Consider the following 20,583-nt stretch of genomic DNA (forward strand, 5'->3'; position numbering starts at 1 on the left):
GCTGACCCACGATCATGAAGATTCACAAGTACGACACCGTCATCGTCGGCGCGGGCGGCGCCGGCATGCGCGCGGCCATCGAGGCCACCCAGCGCAGCCGCACCGCCGTTCTGACGAAGCTGTACCCCACCCGCTCCCACACCGGCGCCGCCCAGGGCGGCATGGCCGCGGCCCTCGCGAACGTCGAGGAGGACAACTGGGAGTGGCACACCTTCGACACGATCAAGGGCGGCGACTACCTGGTCGACCAGGACGCCGCCGAGATCCTGGCGAAGGAGGCCATCGACGCGGTCCTCGACCTCGAGAAGATGGGCCTGCCGTTCAACCGCACCCCGGGCGGCACGATCGACCAGCGCCGCTTCGGCGGTCACTCGCGCAACCACGGTGAGGCCCCGGTCCGCCGGTCCTGCTACGCCGCGGACCGCACCGGCCACATGATCCTCCAGACGCTGTACCAGAACTGCGTCAAGCAGGGCGTGGAGTTCTTCAACGAGTTCTACGTCCTCGACCAGCTCATCACCGAGGTCGACGGCGTCAAGCGGTCGGCCGGCGTCGTCGCGTACGAGCTGGCCACCGGCGAGATCCACATCTTCCAGGCGAAGTCCGTGATCTACGCCTCGGGCGGCTGCGGCAAGTTCTTCAAGGTGACCTCCAACGCGCACACCCTCACCGGTGACGGCCAGGCGGCGGTCTACCGGCGCGGACTGCCGCTGGAGGACATGGAGTTCTTCCAGTTCCACCCGACCGGCATCTGGCGCATGGGCATCCTCCTCACCGAGGGTGCGCGCGGCGAGGGCGGCATTCTCCGCAACAAGGACGGCGAGCGCTTCATGGAGAAGTACGCGCCCGTCATGAAGGACCTCGCCTCGCGTGACGTCGTCTCCCGCTCGATCTACACCGAGATCCGCGAGGGCCGCGGCTGCGGTCCCGAGGGCGACCACGTCTTCCTGGACCTGACCCACCTGCCGCCGGAGCAGCTCGACGCCAAGCTGCCGGACATCACCGAGTTCGCGCGGACCTACCTCGGCATCGAGCCGTACACGGACCCGATCCCGATCCAGCCGACCGCCCACTACGCGATGGGCGGCATCCCGACCAACGTCGAGGGTGAGGTACTGGCCGACAACGCGACCGTCGTGCCGGGGCTCTACGCGGCGGGCGAGGTCGCCTGTGTCTCCGTGCACGGCGCCAACCGTCTGGGCACCAACTCCCTGCTGGACATCAATGTCTTCGGCCGCCGGGCCGGCGTCGCCGCGGCCTCGTACGCCGCGAAGGCCGACTTCGTCGAGCTGCCCGAGAACCCGGCGCAGCTGGTCATCGACCAGGTCGAGCAGCTGCGCGACTCCACGGGCACGGAGCGGGTCACCGAGCTGCGCAAGGCTCTGCAGGAGACGATGGACGCCAACGTGATGGTGTTCCGCACCGAGCAGACGATCAAGACGGCCGTCGAGAAGATCGCCGAACTGCGCGAGCGGTACAAGAACGTGTCCGTCCAGGACAAGGGCAAGCGGTTCAACACCGACCTGCTGGAGGCCATCGAGCTGGGCAACCTGCTCGACCTGGCCGAGGTCATGGCCGTGTCCGCCCTCGCCCGCAAGGAGTCGCGCGGCGGCCACTACCGCGAGGACTATCCGAACCGCGACGACGTCAACTTCATGCGCCACACCATGGCGTACCGCGAAGTGGGCGACGACGGCGCGGAGTCCATCCGCCTCGACTACAAGCCGGTCGTCCAGACCCGCTACCAGCCGATGGAGCGTAAGTACTGATGAGCACCCCGACGCTCGACAAGGACAAGGCCGAGGCAGGGACGACGGCGTCGCCGTACATCACGGCCACCTTCCGGATCCGCCGGTTCAACCCGGAGATCTCGGACGAGGCGACCTGGGAGGACTTCCAGGTCGAGATCGACCCCAAGGAGCGCGTGCTCGACGCCCTCCACAAGATCAAGTGGGAGCTGGACGGTTCGCTGACCTTCCGGCGCTCCTGCGCGCACGGCATCTGCGGCTCTGACGCGATGCGCATCAACGGCCGCAACCGGCTGGCGTGCAAGACGCTGATCAAGGACATAAACCCGGCCAAGCCCATCACGGTCGAGCCCATCAAGGGTCTGACGGTCCTCAAGGACCTGGTCGTGGACATGGAGCCGTTCTTCCAGGCCTACCGCGACGTCATGCCGTTCCTCGTCACCGAAGGGAACGAGCCGACGCGGGAGCGGCTGCAGTCCGCCGAGGACCGCGAGCGCTTCGACGACACGACCAAGTGCATCCTGTGCGCCGCGTGCACCAGCTCGTGCCCGGTGTTCTGGAACGACGGCCAGTACTTCGGCCCGGCGGCGATCGTCAACGCCCACCGCTTCATCTTCGACTCGCGTGACGAGGCCGGCGAGCAGCGGCTGGAGATCCTCAACGACCGGGACGGCGTCTGGCGCTGCCGCACCACCTTCAACTGCACGGACGCCTGCCCTCGCGGTATCGAGGTGACCAAGGCGATCCAGGAGGTGAAGCGGGCGCTCATCACGCGCCGCTTCTGACGGCCTCCGCCGCGCGCACACCGTAGGGCCCCGTTTTCCGTCCGCGGACGGAAAACGGGGCCCTACGCATGCCGAGCCCCTCCCGTCCCGCCGCCCCCAATGCCGTAGGCCGAGTCGCGGGGGCCGGGCGGGGCGGCGAGAGTGGTGCCCATGAATGCTCCCCCGCAGGTCGCCGTCACCCTCCGGGTCAACGGCACCGACCACCGGCTGGAGCTCGACGCCCGGGTCACGCTGGTCGACGCACTGCGCGACCGGCTCGGCCTGACCGGCACCAAGAAGGGCTGCGATCAGGGCGCGTGCGGCGCCTGCACCGTGATGCTCGACGGCAAGCGCGTGGTGTCCTGCCTGACGCTGGCCGTCCAGTGCGAGGGCCGCGAGGTGACGACCGTCGAGGGACTGGCCGAGGACGGCACGCTGAGCGCGATGCAGGAGGCGTTCGTCCGTCATGACGCCTTCCAGTGCGGCTTCTGCACGCCGGGGCAGGTCGTCTCGGCGGTCTGTCTGCTCCGCGAAGGCCGTGCGGGGTCGGACGAGGACATCCGGGAGTACATGAGCGGCAACCTCTGCCGCTGCGGGGCGTATCCGAACATCGTCGCGGCGATCCGCGAGGTGGCCGAGTCCGGGGCCGGTGGCAGCGATGCGCGCGTTTGAGTACGTACGGCCGACGGACGCCGGTACGGCCGTGGCGACCGTGGCCGGCGACCCGGAGGCCGCGTATCTGGCTGGCGGAACCACACAGCTCGACCTGATGAAGGACGGGGTGCTCGGGCCCGGACGGCTCATCGACATCACACGCCTCCCGCTCGGCGGGATCACCCGCGACGGTGACAGCCTGCACGTCGGCGCGCTGACCACCATGGAGGAGCTCGCCGCGTTCCCGGCCGTCGGCAAGCGACTGCCGCTGGTGCGGCAGGCACTGCTGCAGGGCGCGTCCGCGCAGTTGCGGAATCTGGCGACGATCGGCGGCAACCTCCTGCAGCGGCCCCGCTGCCGCTACTTCCGCGACCCGGCCGAACCCGCCTGCAACAAGCGGCGGCCCGGCAGCGGCTGCGCGGCGCTCACCGGGCCGGCCCGTATGCACGCCGTCCTCGGCGTCAGCGAGCACTGCATCGCCGTACACGCCTCCGACCTGGCCGTGCCGCTCGTCGCCCTCGACGCGGCCGTCCGCGTCCAGGGGGCCGACGGTGAGCGGAGCGTGCCGCTGACGGAGTTCCACCGCGAGCCGGGAGACACCCCGGACGTCGAACACGTCCTGGAACGGGGCGAGTTGATCACCGCCGTGGACATCCCGCTCCTCCCGAAGGCGTTCCGTTCGGGCTATCTGAAGGTCCGCGACCGGATGTCCTACGAGTTCGCGCTCGCGTCGGCGGCCGCCGCGCTCGACCTGGACCACGGCACCGTCCGCGAGGCCCGACTGGCGCTGGGCGGCGTCGCCACCGTGCCGTGGCGGGCCAGGGCCGCCGAGGAAGTGCTGCGCGGCGCCCCGGCGACCACGGAGACCTTCCGGGCCGCGGCGCGGACGGTGGTCGAGGGCGCCCGGCCGGTGCCCGGCACGGCGTTCAAGGTGGAGCTCGCGCAACGCACGGTCGTACGGATCCTGGAGGACCTCGCGGGCATCGGCCCCGGAGCGGAGTGAGGTGGCGCCATGACGACCCTGGAGGCTCCCAAGAAGCACGAGGCAGTGGCAGTCGGCCTGGGTGTGGACCGGGTGGACGGACCGCTGAAGGTCACCGGCGCCGCCCCGTACCCCTCCGACATCGGCTTTCCGCACCTGGCGCACGCGGTGCTCGTCCGCACCACGGTGGCCGCCGGGCGGATCAGCGTGGTCGACGCGTCCGAGGCCGAGGCGGCGCCCGGCGTACTGGCCGTGATCACCCACCTCAACGCGCCCCGGCTGGCCCGCGGCGGCCGCACCATGCTGGGCCCCGAGCCCCCTCCCCCGCTGCAGGACGACCGGGTGCTGCACTACGGGCAGTACGCGGCGGTCGTCGTCGCGCAGACCTTCGAGCAGGCCACGGACGCGGCCCGGCTGGTGCATCTCTCCTACGACCCGGGCGATGCGCTGCTGGACCCGGAGGATCCGCGGGTCGTGCCGAAGAACAACGCGTATCTGCTGGACATGAAGCGGGGCAGCGTCGCGGACGGTCTGGAGCAGGCCGAGATCCGGCTCAAGGCCACCTACGTCACCGCGGAGAACACCAACAACCCGATGGGTCCCTTCGCGACCGTCGCGGCGTGGGACGGCGACCGGCTCACGGTGCACGACGCGACCCAGTGGCCGTACAACGTGCGCAACTGCCTGGCCTCCGCGTTCAAGATCTCCAAGGACCAGGTGCGGGTCCTGGCGCCGTACGTGGGCGGCGGGTTCGGCGCCGGGCTGCGCACCTGGCCGCATGTGATCCTCGCCGCGCTGGCCTCCCGTACGGTGCGGCGCCCGGTGAAGCTGGTGCTCACCCGCCCGCAGATGTTCACCGGTGTCGGGCACCGGCCCTCCAGCGTGCAGCACATCAAGATCGGGGCGCTGCGCAACGGGAGGCTGACGGCGATCGACCACGAGGCCGTGTCGACGTCGGCCATGGAGGACTCCAACCTGGAGCCCATCACCATGGGCACCTCGGCCGCGTACGCCTGCCCCAACGTCGCCACCCACGACAGTCAGGTCAAGCTCAACATCCCCTGCCCCGGCTCGATGCGCGCGCCCGGAGAGGCACAGGGCAACTTCGCCCTCGAATGCGCCCTGGACGAGCTCGCGTACGAGCTGGACATCGACCCGCTGGACCTGCGGCTGCGCAACTACGCCGACTTCCAGCCGCAGACCGGCCTCGCCTGGTCGAGCAAGGCGCTGCGCGAGTGCTACCAGGCGGGCGCCGAGCGCTTCGGCTGGCGGGCGCGCGACCCCCGGCCCGGCTCGATGCGGGACGGCCGTCTGCTCATCGGGTACGGCATGGCCGGCGTCTCCTTCCCGCACTACCAGTCCAAGTGCGCGGCGCGGGCGACGATCGCGCGGGACGGTACGGCGTACGTGCGCAGCGCCGCGACGGACATCGGCACCGGCACGTACACGGTCATGGCCCAACTCTCGGCCGAACTCCTCGGTCTGACGATGGATCAGGTCCGCTTCCAGCTCGGTGACAGCGACATGCCGCAGGCGCCGCAGGCCGGCGGGTCGGGGCTGACGGCGGCCCTGGGCACGGCGGTGCACGACGCGTGCGGGCGGCTGGTGAGCGCGTTCCTCGACCTGGTCCGCAAGGACACCGAATCGCCGCTGCACGGCTGCCGACTGGAGGACGTCGTGGTGGCGGGCGGGCGGATCCTGCGGGCCTCCGACCCCTCCCGCGGGGAGACGTACGCGGACATCCTCGACCGGCACGGCCTGCCCGAGCTGACGAGCGACGGCAACTCGGCCTTCCCCAAGGCCGACATCGGCCAGCTCGTCGGGTCGCTGGCGGTCTCCCGGCTCGGCCGGCTGGGCAGCTTCGCGGTCAAGGCGACGCGGGCGACGGTTCCGGCGGGCGCGTTCGGCGCGAAGTTCGTGGAGGTCCATGTGGACCGGGACCTGGGGCTGGTGAGGGTCGCGCGCGTGGTGTCGGCGATCGACGGCGGGCGCATCCTCAACGCGAAGACGGCCCGCAGCCAGATCATCGGGGGCACGGTCGGCGGCATCGGTCAGGCGCTGTTCGAGGACACCGTCACGGACATGGCGACCGGCCGCATCGCCAACGCGACCTTCGGGGACTATCTGGTCCCGGTCAACGCCGATGTCCCCGACATGGACGTGCTCTTCGTCGGCGGACCCGACCCGGCGACGCCGGTCGGCACCAAGGGAATCGGTGAGATCGGTCTGGTGGGGGTGGGGGCCGCCATCGCCAACGCCGTCCACCACGCGACCGGGCACCGGATCCGGCGCCTGCCGATCACCCTCGACCAACTCCTCTGACGTCACCGGCTCGTCGGCGTCCCGGGCGTGAGCGCAGGCGCTTCGGGGCGTGGCGGATTCACGCCCCGTAGGGGTGGGCGGCGCGCGCCTCGCGCAGGGCACCGGCCCACCACACGATCTGGTCGAGCATGGTCTTGGCCGCGCCGTTGGCACCCTCCGCGTCCTTGGGCAGCCCGTCCTCCCCGAACCGGTCCCATACGCCGTGGAAGCTGACCGTCTCGCGGACGGTGACGGCGTGCAGCTCGGCGAAGACCTGCCGCAGATGCTCGACCGCGCGCAGTCCGCCGGAGAGGCCCCCGTAACTGACGAATCCGACCGGCTTGGCCTGCCACTCGGCACCGTGCCAGTCGATGGCGTTCTTCAGGGGCGCGGGAAAGCTGTGGTTGTACTCGGGGGTGACGACGACGAAGGCGTCCGCGGCCGCCAGCCGCGGGGTGAGAGCGGCGAGGGAGGCGGCGACCTCGGGTGAGGACGGGGCAGGCGAGGGCGAGGCGGAGCCCAGGGGCGTCTCGGCGAGGTCGACGAGGTCGACGTGCACATCGGTGCGCGGCTCGGCCTGGCGGACGAACCAGTCGGCCACGGTCGGGCCGTAGCGTCCCTCCCGGACGCTGCCGACGACGACGGCGAGACGCAGGGGGGTCTCGGGCTGCTTGTGGGGGCTGACGGGCACAGCGGTACTGGTGGTCGTAGCGGTGGTGGTGGTGCTGGTGGTGGTGCTGGGGGTGTCGGTGGTCATGGTGGATTTCTCTCCGGGAGGTCGGGGGCGGGCCGGCGTGCTGCGGGCATCGGGCCCCGGTACGGCTGTCGGGCGCGGGCAGGAACAGGACGGAAGGGCCGGTCGGGGCCCCGGGTTCCGCCGCGTGACACACAGCCTGGAACCTCAAGAAAGGTTGAGGTCAAGTCACACAGGGAGAGATACGGCGGGTAAGGCTTTAAGCTCCGCCGTATGCACTACGAGCAGGAGACCCGCACGCCGACGCTCACGCTCACCGAGACCGACGCCCTCGCCGCCGCGGCGCACGCCGGGCAGACGGACAAGATCGGGGTGCCGTACATCGAGCACGTACGCGCCGTGGCCCACGGCCTCGTGCCCGCCGGGGACCACATGGCCCGGGCCGGGCTGCTCCACGACGTCGTCGAGGACACCGACTGGACCCTCGCCCGGCTGCTGTCGGCGGGCGTCCCGGCGGAGGTGGTGGCGCTGGTCGACGCGGTGACGAAGAAGCCCGGCATCACGTACAGGGACATGATCCGCACCATCGCGGCCGACGAGGACGCGTCCTTGCTGAAGATCGCGGACAACGCGCACAACTCCCGTCCGGACCGGCTCGCCGTCCTCCCGGAGGACCAGCGGGCCCGGCTGGCGGCGAAGTACGAGGACGCGCGGACGGTGCTGTGGCCGGTCGTGGACCCGGAGCTGCTGGAGACGGTGGTCCGCCGGATCAACCCCGCGCTGCTGGACGGGGTGCCCGCGCAGCGCCACGCCTGACCGCGTCGGTCCTGAGCCGGTCAGGTCCTGAGCCGGTCAGGTCCTGAGCGAGTCCGCGCATGAACGGGCCCGCTCATGGGCCAGTCAGGCTCTGAGCGGTCACGACCCGGGCCGGTCACGACCCGGGCCGGTCAGGTCCCGAACCGGTCAGGTCCCGAACCGGTCAGGTCCCGAGCCGGTCAGGTCCAGGACGTATCCGGCTCCGGACCGAACAGGCTCTCAGGCCTGCTTCGAGGCGAGCGTGACGACGGTGATGTCGGACTCGGCGCCCACCCGCACCGGCGGGCCCCACGCGCCCGCGCCCCGCGTGACGTAGAGCTGCGTGTCCCCGTACCGCTCCAGTCCCGCCACGGTCGGATTGGCCAGCTCCGCAACGTAGTTGCCCGGCCACAGCTGGCCGCCGTGGGTGTGGCCGGAGAGCTGGAGGTCCACGCCGTGCCGCACCGCGTCATGGATGACGACGGGCTGGTGGGCGAGGAGGACGGAGGCGCGGCGCGGATCGCGGTCGCCGAGCGCCTTCCCGAAGTCCGGCCCCAGACCGGGGTCCTGGTCCGCGGCGGACACGTCGTTGACTCCGGCGAGGTCGAAGCCCGGCAGTTCCTTGCTCGCGTTCTCCAGCGGGTGGATGCCGAGTTCGCGGACGTGGTCGACCCACTCGGCGGCGCCCGAGTAGTACTCGTGGTTGCCCGTGACGAAGTACGAGCCGTGGCGCGCACGGAGGTCCGCCAGCGGCTCGGCGGCCGGACCGAGGTCGGCGACACTGCCGTCGACGAGGTCGCCGACGATGGCGATCAGATCGGGCTGGGTGCGGTTGATGCTCTCCACGATCCGCCGGCTGTGCGCACGTCCCAGGACGGGGCCGAGGTGGATGTCGCTGACGACGGCGATGCGGAAGCCGTGAGCGCTGCGGGGCAGCTTGGCGAGCGGCACCCGCACGTGCTTGACCGCGGGCCCGTTGAGCACGTCGTACGCGCCGTGGCCGACGGTCCCCGCCGCCACTGCGGTCGCGGCGGCGGCCACGCTCCGCGCGACGAACAGACGGCGGCTGACGGCACGCGGCTCCTCAGGGCTCGCGACGTCCCGCTCCCCGGGCTCGCTCTCCCGGAGCCCGGCCTCCTGGACCGGAGGGGTCTCGGCGCGGACCTCACCGACCACCGGGCAGGCCACAGAGCCGGCTGCTGAACCGGCCGCTGAACCTGCCGCCGCGGACGGGAGCGGCGCCGTGAGGTCCGGTGCGGCCGGGGCCGCGGACGCGGCGGGTGCGTCCGTTGAGGACGGGGCCGAGGCCGTTGCCGATGCGGCAATGCCGCCTCCCGCGGGCGCGCCCGTGGTGGAGGGCGACGGCGCCACAGACGTACGGGACACCGCCGACGCACCGTCAGCGCCCTGTGCGGGCGCGACGGGCCCGGCGGACGCGGTCCCGTTCGTGCCGGCGTCCCGGGCCGCGAGCAGACGGTTCAGCACCGGCCGCACGGCTTCGCCCACGAGCAGAGCCAGCGTCAGATACAGGACCAGCGCCAGCCACAGATAGCCGGGCCAGGCGAGGACCCGCTCCAGCGCGAAAGGCACTCCGGCACGGCCGCCGATGAGCGCACTGAGGGTGATCAGGGGAAGAACTACGACAGCGACCGTGCCCGCCCGGCGCGCCCACCCGCCCGGCGCGGTCGTGTCCCGTACGAGCCGGCGCCACAAGTACCAGTGCACGACGCCCAGCAGGCCCAGGATGACCAGCAGGACGAGGAGGAAGACCACGACCACCATCCCCGGCTCCCCTACCCCGCCGACCCTGCCGGGCCCGCTGTCTGCGCGCCCGCGGAATCCGTGCCGGCAGCGGCTCCGGAATCCGTACCGGCACCGCCTTCACGACGCAAGGCCCGAAGCCCCCGCAACCCGATCACCCCAACGGCCGTCCCCAGGAGAAAGGACGTCACGGCGAGCACAAGATGCACCCAGAAGTACGCAGTCGGTTCACCCGCATCGTCGAACGCGAGCCCACTGGCGTCGTTCCAGAGGTTTTTGACGAAAGTAATCCAGATGAGCCAGCTCCACACCCCGAAGGCGAGGAGGAACCATGACGCGGGGCGGGAAAGCTTCATACGCTCCAGTATCACCGCCCGTTGCGAGCACCGGCCGCGGGGGTGCCCAGGTGCACCGCAGGCGGACCGCGGTGTCTCGTAGCCACGGGGCGCCCTGTACGTTCACCGGCGTGCCCGTATTCCTCACCACCTCCGGCCGCTCCCCCTCCTCCCTGGCGCGCCGTCGCCTGGCGATCGCCGTCGCTGCGGCGGCACTGCTCCCGGCCCTGACGGCCGCGCCGGCGCACGCGCTCGTCAGAGCGCCGCAGGACGGGAAGGAGAAGCAACCGAGGCCGCCCGCCAAGATGTCGTCGATCGGCGGCAAGCGCCTCTCCCGCGCGGGAACGCAGGTACAGCTCGGTCCGGGCGCTCCGAAGCTGCCGAAGAAGCTCTCCGGGCGCTCGTGGGTGGTGGCCGACGCCGAGTCGGGCGACATCCTCGCCGCGAACAACGCGCATTGGCGGCTTCCGCCCGCCAGCACCCTGAAGATGCTCTTCGCGGACACGGTCCTGCCCGAGCTGCCCAAGAACCAGAAGCACAAGGTCCTTCCCTCCGACCTGGAGGGCATGGGCGAGGGCAGCAGCCAGGTCGGCGTCAAGGAGAACTACAGCTACTCGGTCCACGACCTGTGGCTGGGTGTCTTCCTTCGCTCGGGCAACGACGCGGTCCATGTGCTGTCGGCGATGAACGGCGGCAAGCAGAAGACCGTGCAGGACATGCAGGCCCACGCCCAGGAGCTCAACGCCCTGGACACTCATGTCGTGTCCCCGGACGGATACGACGAGAAGGGCCAGGTCAGCAGCGCGTACGACCTGACACTCTTCGCACGTTCCGGGCTGCAGAAGCCTGACTTCCGGGAGTACTGCTCGACCGCCACCGCGGACTTCCCGGGTGGGATGAAGAAGGACAAGAAGACCAAGAAGAAGAAGCGTGAGTCCTTTGGGATCCAGAACACGAACCGCCTGCTGACGGGTGACTTCGGCCTGGAGCCCTACAAGGGGATCGCCGGCGTCAAGAACGGCTACACCTCGCACGCCGGGTCGACCTTCACCGGCGTCGCCCAGCGCGGTGACCGGGTCCTGCTGGTGACGGTCATGAACCCGTCCGAGGGCGAGCACAACGAGGTCTACAAGGAGACCGCGCGCCTCTTCGACTGGGGTTTCAAGGCGGCGGGCAAGGTGGCACCCGTCGGCAAGCTGGTACCGCCGCAGGGCGCGGCCAAGCAGGTCGCCGGGGCCAAGGGCGAGGCGCCTCGGCACCGTACGAACGCCTCGGTCGCCGCCTCGCAGGGGCGGGAGTCGCGCGGGATGTGGATGGCGCTGGGCGTCACCGGGGCGGCTCTGGTGGCTCTGGCGGGGGCTGCGCTGCTGGTGCACCGCCGCTGGCCGCTGCCGGAGCTGGTCCGCCGCCGTCCTCGGGGCTGACCTCCGCCGTATCGGCCGTCTCCGGGCTGTTGTGCTGCGTCGCCGTCCAGGCGGCGCAGTACAACAGCAGCTTGGCCATGAAGTTGATCCACAGCAGGAGCGCGATCGGCACGCCGAACGCGCCGTACATGCTCCTGGTCGCCACGCTCTGCAGATAGCCGCTCAGCAGCGCCTTCAGCAGTTCGAAGCCGATCGCGCCCATGAGGCCGGCGACCAGGACCGCGCGGAGACCGGGGTTCACCTGGGGGAGCCGGGTCAGCAGATAGGCGAGCATCACGAAGTCGGCGATCACGGAGATGGCGAGGCCCACGACGACGAGCAGGACCCGCCCGGCACCGCCCTCGGCGATCCCGATCCGGTCGGCGACCCACCCCACGGCGCTGGAGGCGAACACCGAGCCGCCCGCGGCCACGAGCCCGACCGCGCCCAGGCCCACCAGCACGACGGCGTCCTTGGCCTTGAGCAGGAAGGGATTGCCCGGGTCCTCCTCCTTCAGCCACACGGCGCGCAGGCACTCGCGCAGCGAGCCCACCCAGCCGACACCGGTGACGAGCAGCAGCACACCGGCGATGAGTCCGACGGTCGCGGCGTTGGCGACGAGGGAGTCGAGGTCGAGCTGGTCCGAGATCCCGGGGACCTGCTGAGCGAGCTTGTCCTTGAGCGTGTCGAGCTGCCTCTGGCTGAGCAGCGCGGCACCGACGGCGGCACCGACGGTGATCAGCGGGAAGAGGGCGATGAAGCTGATGAAGGTGATGGCCGCGGCGAGGCGCGTCCAGGCCACGGCGTCGAGGCGCTCGTACGCCCGCCAGGCGTGGGTGCGCATCAGCCCTACGACGACGGGCCCGATCACGGGGAGCTTCCTGAGCCACTCCATGCGGGGACGCCTACCCCGGCCGGGCGCGGGCGTGCCATGCCGATCTGCAATCACCCCTTCCGGTGATCACAGCGGGCGGCATGGGGGCAGGCGCGTACGGGGTGTGGATGCGAGGTGCGATGTGCGCGTACGGGGCGGACGCTGGGGGGCCGGGCGCCTACCGTACGGGGCCGACCGGGCTCAGGCGAGCCGGGCCAGGAGGTCAGGAGCCGGGATCAGCAGTCGGTGTCAGGGGCCGGCATCAGGGATCGGCGGGAGGGGTCGGCGTCAGGAGTCGGCGGCTGGGATCGGCGTCAGGGGTCGGCGTCAGGGGCGCAGGGAGTGCGCGGGAGTATCCACCGGGCAGGCCTGCGCGGGCACTCCCGGTGCCGGAAAGCTCTCGCCGAAGGGGAATTCACGCATCTTTCGCCAGTGGCCGTCTCCGCCCTGCTCGTACAGGGCGAAGCCGGTGACCATCCAGGAGGCGGCGTAGTCGGCCAGCTCCTCGTACGCCCGGTCCATCGCGTCCTCGGCAATGGCGTGGGCGACCGTGACGTGAGGGTGGTACGGGAAGAGCAGCTCGCGCTGCACCGGTCCCGAACGGACCCGCTCCTGCAGTTCGGCGCACTCGCCCATGCCCTCGGCGAGCTGGACGAAGACGACCGGGGAGATCGGCCTGAAGGTGCCGGTGCCCTGCAGCCGCATCCGGAAGCACCGGCCGTCCGCGGCGATCCGGGCCAGGTGGTGCCGGAAGGCGGGGAGGTCGGCGACATCGACCTCGGTGGGCGGAAGCAGCGTGACGTGCGTGGGGATGCCGTACGCGGCGGGATCCCCGAAGCCCGCGCGCCGCTCCTGGAGCAGGCTGCCGTAGGGCTCCGGGACCGCGATCGAAACGCCGAGCGTTACGGTCCCCATTCGCTCTCCTCTGCTGCTGGTGCAGTCGCTTGCGCCGCTGCCGTCCGTGCCAGTGTGCCGGGTCCGCCGCCCTGTCCGCGAGCCTCCAGGTGGGGGCTTCCGGGGTGATGGGGCGGGCTACCGGCTCCGGCCCGTACGCACCGTACGGGCCGGGTGACCATGTCCGTATCGGTCATGGTCGAAGGTGATCGGTAGTGGTCTGTGGTGATCGGTGCTGTTCAGTGTTTGGCGGGGAGGAAGCCCACCCGGTCGTAAGCCTGAGCCAAGGTTTCGGCAGCCACCACACGCGCCTTCTCCGCGCCCTTGGCGAGGATCGAGTCAAGTGTCTCCGGGTCGTCAAGGTAGGCCTGGGTGCGGGCCCGGAACGGGGTCACCCAGTCGACGAAGACCTCGGCGAGATCGGTCTTGAGCGCGCCGTAGCCCTTGCCCTGGTACTGCTGCTCGAGCTCGGGGATGCCCGTACCGGTGAGGGTGGCGTAGATCCGGAGCAGATTGCTGATCCCGGGCTTGTTCTCCTCGTCGTAGACGATCTCGGCGCCCGTGTCGGTGACGGCGCTCTTGATCTTCTTGGCGGAGAGCTTCGGCTCGTCGAGGAGGTTGATGATGCCCTTCGGGGCGGACGCCGACTTGCTCATCTTGATCGTCGGATCCTGAAGATCGAAGATCTTCGCGGTCTCCTTGACGATGTACGGGTCGGGCATGGTGAAGGTCTGGCCGAACCGCCCGTTGAAGCGCTCCGCGAGGTCCCGGGTCAGCTCGATGTGCTGGCGCTGGTCCTCGCCGACCGGGACCGCGTTGGCCCGGTAGAGCAGGATGTCGGCGATCTGCAGGATCGGGTACGTGAACAGCCCGACCGTGGCCCGGTCGCTGCCCTGCTTCGCCGCCTTGTCCTTGAACTGCGTCATGCGGGAGGCCTCGCCGAAGCCGGTGAGGCAGTTCATCACCCAGCCGAGCTGTGCGTGCTCGGGGACGTGGCTCTGCACGAAGAGGGTGCAGCGGTCGGGGTCGAGACCGGCCCCGAGGAGCTGGGCGGCGGCGAGGCGGGTGTTGGCGCGCAGCTCCGCCGGATCCTGGGGGACGGTGATCGCGTGCAGGTCCACCACGACGTAGAACGCGTCGTGCGTCTCCTGCAGCGCCACCCACTGCCGGACCGCGCCCAGGTAGTTCCCGAGATGGAACGAACCTGCGGTGGGCTGGATGCCGGAGAGCACACGGGGACGATCAGAGGCCATGCGGCCCATTCTCTCAGGTGCGGAACCGATCCCCCGCCTCCGGTGTAGGAGAAGTGTGAGGACGCGGGAGGGGGGCCGTAGCGTGATCGACATCTCGGCCGGCGAGGCCATGGTGATCGCCCGGATCCGAGCCGGTGACCGCGAGGCGTACGCGGATCTGGTGCGGGCGCACACGCGCATCGCGCACCGCACCGCGGTGCTGCTCGGGGCTGGTTCGGACGCCGAGGACGTGGTGCAGACGGCCTTTCTGAAGGCGTACCAGTCGCTCGGGCGCTTCCGGGACGGGGCCGCGTTCCGGCCGTGGTTGCTGCAGATCGTCGCCAATGAGACGAGAAACACAGTGCGATCGGCGCGCCGGCTCCGTACGGCGGTGGATCGCGCGGCGGTGCTGGTGGAAGCCGAGCCGCCGATACCGGAATCCGCGGACCCCGCGGCCGCGGCGATGGCGGGCGAGCGGCGTGCACAGCTCCTGGGGGCGCTGGACGGGCTGAGCGACGAGCAGCGGCAGGTGGTGACGTACCGGTATCTGCTGGACCTGGACGAGGCGGAGACGGCCCAGGCCCTCGGCTGGCCGCGGGGCACGGTGAAGTCGCGGCTGAACCGTGCGCTACGGCGTCTGGAGCGGGCGTTGGAGGCGAGGGACGGCGTGGTCGGGGCCCGCGGCGGCGCCGGCTCAGGACCGCGGAGAGGGGCGGGGCAGCGAAGGGGGACGGGGCCGCGGAGGGGGGCCGGGCACGGAAGGGGGACGGGGCCTGGGACAGGGACGGGGCCTGGGACAGGGAGCCGGCCGCGGAGCGGGACGGCGCCCGGGAGAGGAGAAATGAGCGCTGAGCGAGTCGCCGGCCCGGAGAGAGGCACTGGGCCAGGCGAAGGCCCGAGATCTGGCGGAGGCCGGGACTTGGCGGAGGGAGCCGGGTGCGGGTGAGCAGGAATCCGGGGACGCGGCGATCCGGGGATCGAGGGGCGCCGGGAGCGCAAGGGTCCGGGCGAGAGGGAGGTGACTCCGTGAGGAAGTACGACGAGGACGGTGGCGGCGAGGGCCTGAATGCCTCCGGCCGGGGCCGAGTTGACCCCGGTGGGGGCGGGGGTGACGGGGGCCGAGTTGACCCCGGTGGGGACGGCGGGGGCGGTGGGGGCCGAGTTGACCGGAGCGGGGGCGGCGAGCGGAGCGACCGCGGCGATACCTGCGAGCTGGGCGACCGGGCCGGTAACTGCGACCGGGACGAGGGCGACGTGCAGGCCGGCGTCTCTGGTCGGGGCACGGGCGACATGCGGGCGGGTGAACGCGACCGGGGCACAGGCACTGTCCGGGCCGGTAACTGCGACCGGGAAGAGGACGACGTGCAGGCCGGCGTCTCTGGTCGGGGCACGGACGACATGCGGGCGGGTGACTGTGTCCCGGAGGAGGGTGGCCATGGCGAACAGGAGCTGTCGACGGGCGAGTTGCCGCACGAGTTGAGAGCGCTCAGCCGGAGTTTCCCGATACGGCCGGTGGACGCCGAGACGATGGTCGAGCGAGTGCTCGCCGGCCTCGTGGGCAAGCCCGCGTCCGCGATACCGGACCTATCCCGAGACGTGGGCGACTTCGACGCTGGGCGGGGTCGTGGAGCGGACCGGTGGCGCCGGAACCGGTAGCGGCGGCAGTTGCGGCACCGGCGTCCTTGACAACAGTGGCGGTCGTGGCGCGGAGCGCGGTCACGGTCACGGTCACGGTCACGGTCACGACGACGGTGCGAGTGGCGGCAGTTGACCGCTGCATGGTGACGACGACCGGTCTGTGCGGGCCGTGGGCGCCGCCCTGGCCGTCCCGGCGGCGGCCCGCCTGAGCGGGCCGCGGCGGTGAGGAGGTCGTAGGCCGCGGCGGGGAGGTCGTGGCCGCGCGGGGTGGTCGCGGGCCGCGGCGGGGCGGGCCGCGGCGGGGCGGGCCGCGGCGGGGCGGGCCGCGGCGGGGCGGGCCGCGGCGCCACGGCGACGAACAGAGATGCGTCCAACGGCTAATGACAGCAGCACAGTTGGGCCGAGAGCCGCCGCGCAGAACGTCTGCCGGGGTTGTCCGGGCGGGCACTCCTTGGGTGCCGAGGTTTCCGCTCGGAAGGGGCGGAGCCGTTCGGGCGTGGGCCGAATGGGCCGCTGTGGGACGTCCGGTGCTGAAATCGGCGCCGTTGGCGCAGTGAAGGGTGTGGGGTCGGTGAAGCGTGCCCGAAAACGATTCGAGGCCCCGCGTCGGACCAATCCTGAACCGGACTGGGCGAGTTGGGGCGGAGTTTCCCGAATCGGGAACCTGGCGGGTCCGAGGGGTGTACCAGATGTGACGTGGTGCGGAGGGGCCGCACCCGTGGGTGGGGGGAATCATGCGCCGTTTCGTCGAGCTGGCGGGCACCACGGCAGTGGCAGCGCTTGCCGCGTTATTCATCTGCTCCGCGCCGGCGGAAGCGGTCGGGCGGACGAGCGTGGTGGTCACCTCACAAGCGACAGGCGAGGCGACGGCACTTCCGGTGGACACGGAGCGGTACAGAACGCTGAAGCGGCTTCTCGGCCCTGCCGAGGGAGAGCGGAAGCGCCCACCGAGCCTGGAGGAGACCGGAGGTGCCTCCGGGCCACAGATCAATGTGAGCTGGGTGGTGCGTGATGTGTCCGTGTGGCGCACGGACGGCATCTACGCGGACGACAAGTCCGGGGCTGTGTGGATCCGCACGGTCTCCAACGGCAGGGGCTCGGCCCCGCGTTCCACGGACACGGGCTTCTGGCACGCGGCCGAGAGGCCGCAGGAACTGCGCGCCCTCCTCGGCGATCTCGGGCTGATGGGCGCGAAGGGACGTCCCGTCTGGGGCAGGGCCGAGGCCATGGAGGGGGGAGCCATGCATGCCGTCGCGCCGGGTTCCGGCGGTATGGACGGGTGGTGGACGGTGCCCGGGTTCGCGGCGGGCATAGGCATAGGCTGCGGCGGCACCGTGCTCCTACGGCGCTGGGTGATCCGCCGCAGCCTTGCCCAGCCGGGGATACACCACCGGCTCCTCGACGTCTGACGCACCGGACACTCCTCCATCGGGTCGCGCGTCAGCGCCTCTGCGAGATCGGGACGCGGCTCCGGTCTGCCCCACCCGTCGGGAGAGAAGCCCCGGCCCTGCCGCGACCGTCGTGGCGAGTCCGCGGCGGCCGGTGTCGCACCGGACCACCATCCGACCCCCGCCACCGCATGACCGCGACTGAGGTCAGCTCACGGCGGCCCGGAGGTCACGGCCGCATGCGGTCGCGACCGTCATCGGGCCACGGCGACCACGGGGCCGCCACCACCACCAGAACTCGGTCGGCATCGGGTCGGGTTCCCGTCAGGTCGCGACCGCACCAGGTCAGAGCTGTCGTCGAGGGGCAGGTGCGGTCAGGCCGTGGGGAGGCCCGGTGCCGGGTGGGCCGTCATCACGTCGCGGACCTCGGCACGGATCTTGGCAAGGGCGGCTTCGTCCCCGTTGCCGGCCGCGGCGACGCCCCGGTCGATCCACTGGGCGACCAAGGGCATCTGGTCGGTGCCCAGTCCGCGGGAGGTGAGCGACGGGGTGCCGATGCGGATGCCCGAGGGGTCGAACGGCTTGCGGGGGTCGAAGGGCACCGTGTTGTAGTTCACGACGATCCCGGCGCGGTCGAGCGCCTTCGCGGCGATCTTCCCTGGCACGCCGTTCCGGGTGAGGTCCATCAGGATCAAGTGGTTGTCCGTGCCGCCCGAGACGAGTTCGAAGCCGTGCTCCTGCAGGGATTCGGCGAGCGCCTTGGCGTTGGCCACCACGGAGTGCGCGTAGTCGCGGAAGGAGGGTTGTGCGGCCTCGCGGAGGGCCACGGCGATGGCGGCGGTGGTGTGGTTGTGAGGACCGCCCTGGAGCCCCGGAAAGACTGCCTTGTCGAGCGCCTTCGCCTTCGACTCGCGGGAGAGGAGCATGGCGCCGCGTGGGCCCCGCAGCGTCTTGTGGGTGGTCGTGGAGACCACGTCGGCGTGCGGGAAGGGAGAGGGGTGGGCGTCGCCCGCGACCAGCCCGGCGATGTGCGCGATGTCGGCGACCAGAACCGCGTCGACCTCTCGGGCGATCTCCGCGAAGGCGGCGAAGTCGATGGTGCGGGGGACGGCGGTACCGCCACAGAAGATGATCTTCGGCCGCTCCTTGAGGGCCAGTTCACGCACCTCGTCGAAGTCCGTCAGCCCCGTGTCGGCCCGCACCCCGTACTGCACACCGCGGAACCAGGTGCCCGTCGCGGAGACACCCCAGCCATGAGTGAGGTGGCCGCCCATCGGGAGGGACATGCCCATCACGGTGTCACCGGGCTCGGCGAACGCCAGGTAGACGGCAAGGTTCGCGGGCGATCCCGAGTAGGGCTGGACGTTGGCGTGCTCGGCGCCGAACACCGCCTTGGCCCGCTCGACGGCGAGGCGCTCGACGGGGTCGATGTTCTGCTGGCCCTCGTAGTAGCGACGGCCGGGGTAGCCCTCGCTGTACTTGTTGGTCAGTACGGTGCCGGTGGCTTCGAGCACCGCCTGGGAGACGTAGTTCTCGCTGGGGATCATCCGCAGGGTGTCGGCCTGGAGCTGTTCCTCGTCGGCGACGAGGGCGGCCAGCTCGGGGTCCGCGGCGGAGAGGGCGGGATGGGAAAGGGACACGGTCACGGCGTCCTCCGGGTCGATCCGTATGTCGGTTCGCGAACCCGGGGTGCCCAGGCGGGCGGCACCTCGTGGGGGATGTCCGCGCACTGCTCCCTCGTGGTCGTTTCCACGCGCGCCAGTCGCAGTGTGCGCGCACAGTCTATTGCCTGAGCGGTACGGGAGCAGTTCTGGAAGGTTTCTTCGCAATCCGCCCGAGCGACGATAGAAATGAGCAGCGAACCGCCACGACACCGAACGGAGCACCGCCGTGACGAGTACGGAACGCAGCATTGCCGCCGCAGAGGCGCACAGCGCGCACAACTATCACCCACTGCCGGTGGTCGTCGCCTCCGCCGAAGGCGCCTGGATGACGGACGTCGAAGGACGGCGCTATCTGGACATGCTGGCCGGGTACTCCGCGCTCAACTTCGGCCACGGCAACCGCCGGCTGATCGACGCGGCAAAGGCCCAGCTCGAGCGGGTGACGCTCACTTCGCGGGCCTTCCACCACGAACGGTTCGCCGACTTCTGCACGCAGCTCGCCGAGCTGTGCGGCATGGAGACGGTGCTGCCGATGAACACCGGCGCGGAGGCCGTCGAGACGGCGGTGAAGACCGCGCGCAAGTGGGGCTACCAGGTCAAGGGGGTCCCGGACGGCCAGGCGAAGATCGTCGTGGCGCGCAACAACTTCCACGGGCGTACGACCACCATCGTCAGCTTCTCGACCGACTCCGAGGCGCGCGCCGACTTCGGCCCGTACACCCCCGGGTTCGAGATCGTGCCCTACGGCGATCTGACGGCGCTGGAAGCCGCGGTGACCGACAACACCGTGGCCGTGCTGCTCGAACCCGTCCAGGGCGAGGCCGGCGTCCTGGTGCCGCCCGCCGGCTACTTCTCCGGCGTGCGGGAGCTGACCCGCGAGCGGAACGTTCTGTTCATCGCGGACGAGATCCAGTCCGGCCTCGGCCGTACCGGTAGGACCTTCGCGTGCGAGCACGAGGACGTCGTGCCCGACATGTACATCCTGGGGAAGGCACTCGGCGGCGGTGTCGTCCCGGTCTCGGCCGTGGTGTCCTCCCAGGAGGTGCTGGGCGTCTTCCGCCCCGGCGAGCACGGCTCCACGTTCGGCGGCAATCCGCTGGCCTGCGCGGTCGCGCTCGAAGTGATCGCCATGCTGCGCACCGGGGAGTACCAGCAGCGGGCCACGGAGTTGGGCGACCATCTGCATGCCGAACTGGGCCTGCTGGTCGGAGGCGGAGCGGTCGAGGCGGTACGCGGCCGGGGGCTGTGGGCCGGTGTGGACATCGACCCCTCCCACGGCACCGGGCGGCAGATCTCGGAGAAGCTGATGGACCAGGGCGTACTGGTCAAGGACACCCACGGCAGCACCATCCGGATCGCCCCGCCGCTGGTCATCAGCAAGGAGGACCTGGACTGGGGCCTGGACCGGCTCAGGGCTGTTCTGCAGGGCTGAGCGGGAGCGAGGGGCCCGAGCCTC

The 20,583-nt window shown here is 71.1% G+C and carries 17 protein-coding genes, 1 pseudogene and 1 riboswitch; of the genes and pseudogenes, 11 read left to right on the top strand and 7 right to left on the bottom strand.

All coding sequences use genetic code 11. The annotated features are described in order from the left end of the window. Nucleotides 1–14 precede the first annotated feature (14 nt). From sdhA to ACGFNH_RS22165, 5 genes are all read left to right on the top strand, one after another. Nucleotides 15–1,769, top strand: coding sequence for a succinate dehydrogenase flavoprotein subunit (sdhA, locus tag ACGFNH_RS22145; RefSeq protein WP_393656258.1), 1,755 nt, complete (start codon nucleotides 15–17; stop codon nucleotides 1,767–1,769). Continuing rightward, a complete protein-coding gene (locus tag ACGFNH_RS22150) occupies nucleotides 1,769–2,533 on the top strand; it encodes a succinate dehydrogenase iron-sulfur subunit (protein WP_393656260.1) in 765 nt (254 codons plus the stop codon). Before sdhA ends, ACGFNH_RS22150 begins: the two co-directional genes overlap by 1 nt. Nucleotides 2,534–2,683: 150 nt before the next feature. After that, nucleotides 2,684–3,184: a (2Fe-2S)-binding protein gene (locus ACGFNH_RS22155; protein ID WP_393656262.1), complete on the top strand. Its 501-nt coding sequence runs from the start codon at nucleotides 2,684–2,686 to the stop codon at nucleotides 3,182–3,184. Next, nucleotides 3,171–4,169, top strand: coding sequence for an FAD binding domain-containing protein (locus tag ACGFNH_RS22160; RefSeq protein ID WP_393656264.1), 999 nt, complete (start codon nucleotides 3,171–3,173; stop codon nucleotides 4,167–4,169). The genes ACGFNH_RS22155 and ACGFNH_RS22160 overlap by 14 nt, the downstream gene beginning before the upstream one ends. A 9-nt stretch (nucleotides 4,170–4,178) precedes the next feature. Next, on the top strand, nucleotides 4,179–6,470 hold the full coding sequence (locus ACGFNH_RS22165) for a xanthine dehydrogenase family protein molybdopterin-binding subunit (RefSeq protein WP_393656266.1): 2,292 nt from the start codon (nucleotides 4,179–4,181) through the stop codon (nucleotides 6,468–6,470). A gap of 58 nt (nucleotides 6,471–6,528) precedes the next feature. Here the strand turns inward: ACGFNH_RS22165 and ACGFNH_RS22170 are convergent, their stop codons facing one another. Beyond that, the gene (locus ACGFNH_RS22170) at nucleotides 6,529–7,206 is read right to left on the bottom strand and encodes an NADPH-dependent FMN reductase (RefSeq protein ID WP_393656268.1); all 678 of its coding nucleotides are present in this window, start codon (nucleotides 7,204–7,206) and stop codon (nucleotides 6,529–6,531) included. A gap of 210 nt (nucleotides 7,207–7,416) precedes the next feature. On the opposite strand from ACGFNH_RS22170, the gene ACGFNH_RS22175 reads away from it, so the two are divergent. Next, nucleotides 7,417–7,959 (top strand): HD domain-containing protein, encoded by a 543-nt coding sequence (locus ACGFNH_RS22175; protein ID WP_393656270.1) that lies wholly within the window; start codon nucleotides 7,417–7,419, stop codon nucleotides 7,957–7,959. Between the two features lie 219 nt (nucleotides 7,960–8,178). On the opposite strand, the gene ACGFNH_RS22180 is transcribed toward ACGFNH_RS22175, so the two are convergent. Then, nucleotides 8,179–9,720, bottom strand: coding sequence for a metallophosphoesterase (locus ACGFNH_RS22180; protein WP_393656272.1), 1,542 nt, complete (start codon nucleotides 9,718–9,720; stop codon nucleotides 8,179–8,181). An 11-nt stretch (nucleotides 9,721–9,731) separates the two neighbouring features. After that, nucleotides 9,732–10,055, bottom strand: coding sequence for an SCO4848 family membrane protein (locus ACGFNH_RS22185; RefSeq protein WP_393656274.1), 324 nt, complete (start codon nucleotides 10,053–10,055; stop codon nucleotides 9,732–9,734). A 110-nt stretch (nucleotides 10,056–10,165) separates the two neighbouring features. Between ACGFNH_RS22185 and ACGFNH_RS22190 the strand changes: the two genes are divergently transcribed. Next, the gene (locus ACGFNH_RS22190) at nucleotides 10,166–11,458 is read left to right on the top strand and encodes a D-alanyl-D-alanine carboxypeptidase family protein (protein WP_393656276.1); all 1,293 of its coding nucleotides are present in this window, start codon (nucleotides 10,166–10,168) and stop codon (nucleotides 11,456–11,458) included. Here the strand turns inward: ACGFNH_RS22190 and ACGFNH_RS22195 are convergent. The 3 genes from ACGFNH_RS22195 to trpS form a co-directional block, all read right to left on the bottom strand. Beyond that, on the bottom strand, nucleotides 11,361–12,332 hold the full coding sequence (locus ACGFNH_RS22195) for a YihY/virulence factor BrkB family protein (protein WP_393656278.1): 972 nt from the start codon (nucleotides 12,330–12,332) through the stop codon (nucleotides 11,361–11,363). The genes ACGFNH_RS22190 and ACGFNH_RS22195 overlap by 98 nt on opposite strands. A gap of 306 nt (nucleotides 12,333–12,638) precedes the next feature. Then, on the bottom strand, nucleotides 12,639–13,226 hold the full coding sequence (locus ACGFNH_RS22200) for a 2'-5' RNA ligase family protein (RefSeq protein ID WP_393656280.1): 588 nt from the start codon (nucleotides 13,224–13,226) through the stop codon (nucleotides 12,639–12,641). A 218-nt stretch (nucleotides 13,227–13,444) separates the two neighbouring features. Beyond that, a complete protein-coding gene (trpS, locus tag ACGFNH_RS22205; RefSeq protein ID WP_393656282.1) occupies nucleotides 13,445–14,458 on the bottom strand; it encodes a tryptophan--tRNA ligase in 1,014 nt (337 codons plus the stop codon). On the opposite strand from trpS, the pseudogene ACGFNH_RS22210 reads away from it, so the two are divergent. The 3 genes and pseudogenes from ACGFNH_RS22210 to ACGFNH_RS22220 all read left to right on the top strand — a co-directional run. Continuing rightward, a pseudogene (locus ACGFNH_RS22210) lies at nucleotides 14,457–15,116 on the top strand (RNA polymerase sigma factor); the annotation flags it as partial. The gene trpS and the pseudogene ACGFNH_RS22210 sit on opposite strands and share 2 nt — an antisense overlap. 347 nt (nucleotides 15,117–15,463) lie before the next feature. Continuing rightward, nucleotides 15,464–16,093: a hypothetical protein gene (locus ACGFNH_RS22215; RefSeq protein WP_393656284.1), complete on the top strand. Its 630-nt coding sequence runs from the start codon at nucleotides 15,464–15,466 to the stop codon at nucleotides 16,091–16,093. 716 nt (nucleotides 16,094–16,809) lie between these two features. Continuing rightward, a complete protein-coding gene (locus tag ACGFNH_RS22220) occupies nucleotides 16,810–17,484 on the top strand; it encodes a hypothetical protein (protein WP_393656286.1) in 675 nt (224 codons plus the stop codon). Nucleotides 17,485–17,837: 353 nt separating this feature from the next. Here ACGFNH_RS22220 and glyA read toward each other — a convergent pair whose 3' ends face one another. Further along, nucleotides 17,838–19,109 (bottom strand): serine hydroxymethyltransferase, encoded by a 1,272-nt coding sequence (gene glyA, locus ACGFNH_RS22225; protein ID WP_393656288.1) that lies wholly within the window; start codon nucleotides 19,107–19,109, stop codon nucleotides 17,838–17,840. 38 nt (nucleotides 19,110–19,147) lie between these two features. Beyond that, nucleotides 19,148–19,239, bottom strand: a riboswitch (ZMP/ZTP riboswitch). Nucleotides 19,240–19,353: 114 nt separating this feature from the next. Here glyA and rocD point away from each other — a divergent pair. After that, nucleotides 19,354–20,559: an ornithine--oxo-acid transaminase gene (rocD, locus tag ACGFNH_RS22230; protein ID WP_393656289.1), complete on the top strand. Its 1,206-nt coding sequence runs from the start codon at nucleotides 19,354–19,356 to the stop codon at nucleotides 20,557–20,559. Nucleotides 20,560–20,583 lie beyond the last annotated feature (24 nt).

This window comes from Streptomyces sp. NPDC048639 (assembly GCF_043199075.1).
In the GTDB taxonomy this organism is placed as follows: Bacteria; Actinomycetota; Actinomycetes; order Streptomycetales; family Streptomycetaceae; genus Streptomyces.

Excerpts from the sequence above, each read along its gene's own strand:
- sdhA (WP_393656258.1), top strand. The coding sequence starts at position 15 with ATGAAGATTCACAAGTACGACACCGTCATCGTCGGCGCGGGCGGCGCC.
- ACGFNH_RS22150 (WP_393656260.1), top strand. The coding sequence starts at position 1,769 with ATGAGCACCCCGACGCTCGACAAGGACAAGGCCGAGGCAGGGACGACG.
- ACGFNH_RS22155 (WP_393656262.1), top strand. The coding sequence starts at position 2,684 with ATGAATGCTCCCCCGCAGGTCGCCGTCACCCTCCGGGTCAACGGCACC.
- ACGFNH_RS22160 (WP_393656264.1), top strand. The coding sequence starts at position 3,171 with ATGCGCGCGTTTGAGTACGTACGGCCGACGGACGCCGGTACGGCCGTG.
- ACGFNH_RS22165 (WP_393656266.1), top strand. The coding sequence starts at position 4,179 with ATGACGACCCTGGAGGCTCCCAAGAAGCACGAGGCAGTGGCAGTCGGC.
- ACGFNH_RS22170 (WP_393656268.1), bottom strand. The coding sequence starts at position 7,206 with ATGACCACCGACACCCCCAGCACCACCACCAGCACCACCACCACCGCT.
- ACGFNH_RS22175 (WP_393656270.1), top strand. The coding sequence starts at position 7,417 with ATGCACTACGAGCAGGAGACCCGCACGCCGACGCTCACGCTCACCGAG.
- ACGFNH_RS22180 (WP_393656272.1), bottom strand. The coding sequence starts at position 9,720 with ATGGTGGTCGTGGTCTTCCTCCTCGTCCTGCTGGTCATCCTGGGCCTG.
- ACGFNH_RS22185 (WP_393656274.1), bottom strand. The coding sequence starts at position 10,055 with ATGAAGCTTTCCCGCCCCGCGTCATGGTTCCTCCTCGCCTTCGGGGTG.
- ACGFNH_RS22195 (WP_393656278.1), bottom strand. The coding sequence starts at position 12,332 with ATGGAGTGGCTCAGGAAGCTCCCCGTGATCGGGCCCGTCGTCGTAGGG.
- ACGFNH_RS22200 (WP_393656280.1), bottom strand. The coding sequence starts at position 13,226 with ATGGGGACCGTAACGCTCGGCGTTTCGATCGCGGTCCCGGAGCCCTAC.
- trpS (WP_393656282.1), bottom strand. The coding sequence starts at position 14,458 with ATGGCCTCTGATCGTCCCCGTGTGCTCTCCGGCATCCAGCCCACCGCA.
- ACGFNH_RS22220 (WP_393656286.1), top strand. The coding sequence starts at position 16,810 with ATGCGCCGTTTCGTCGAGCTGGCGGGCACCACGGCAGTGGCAGCGCTT.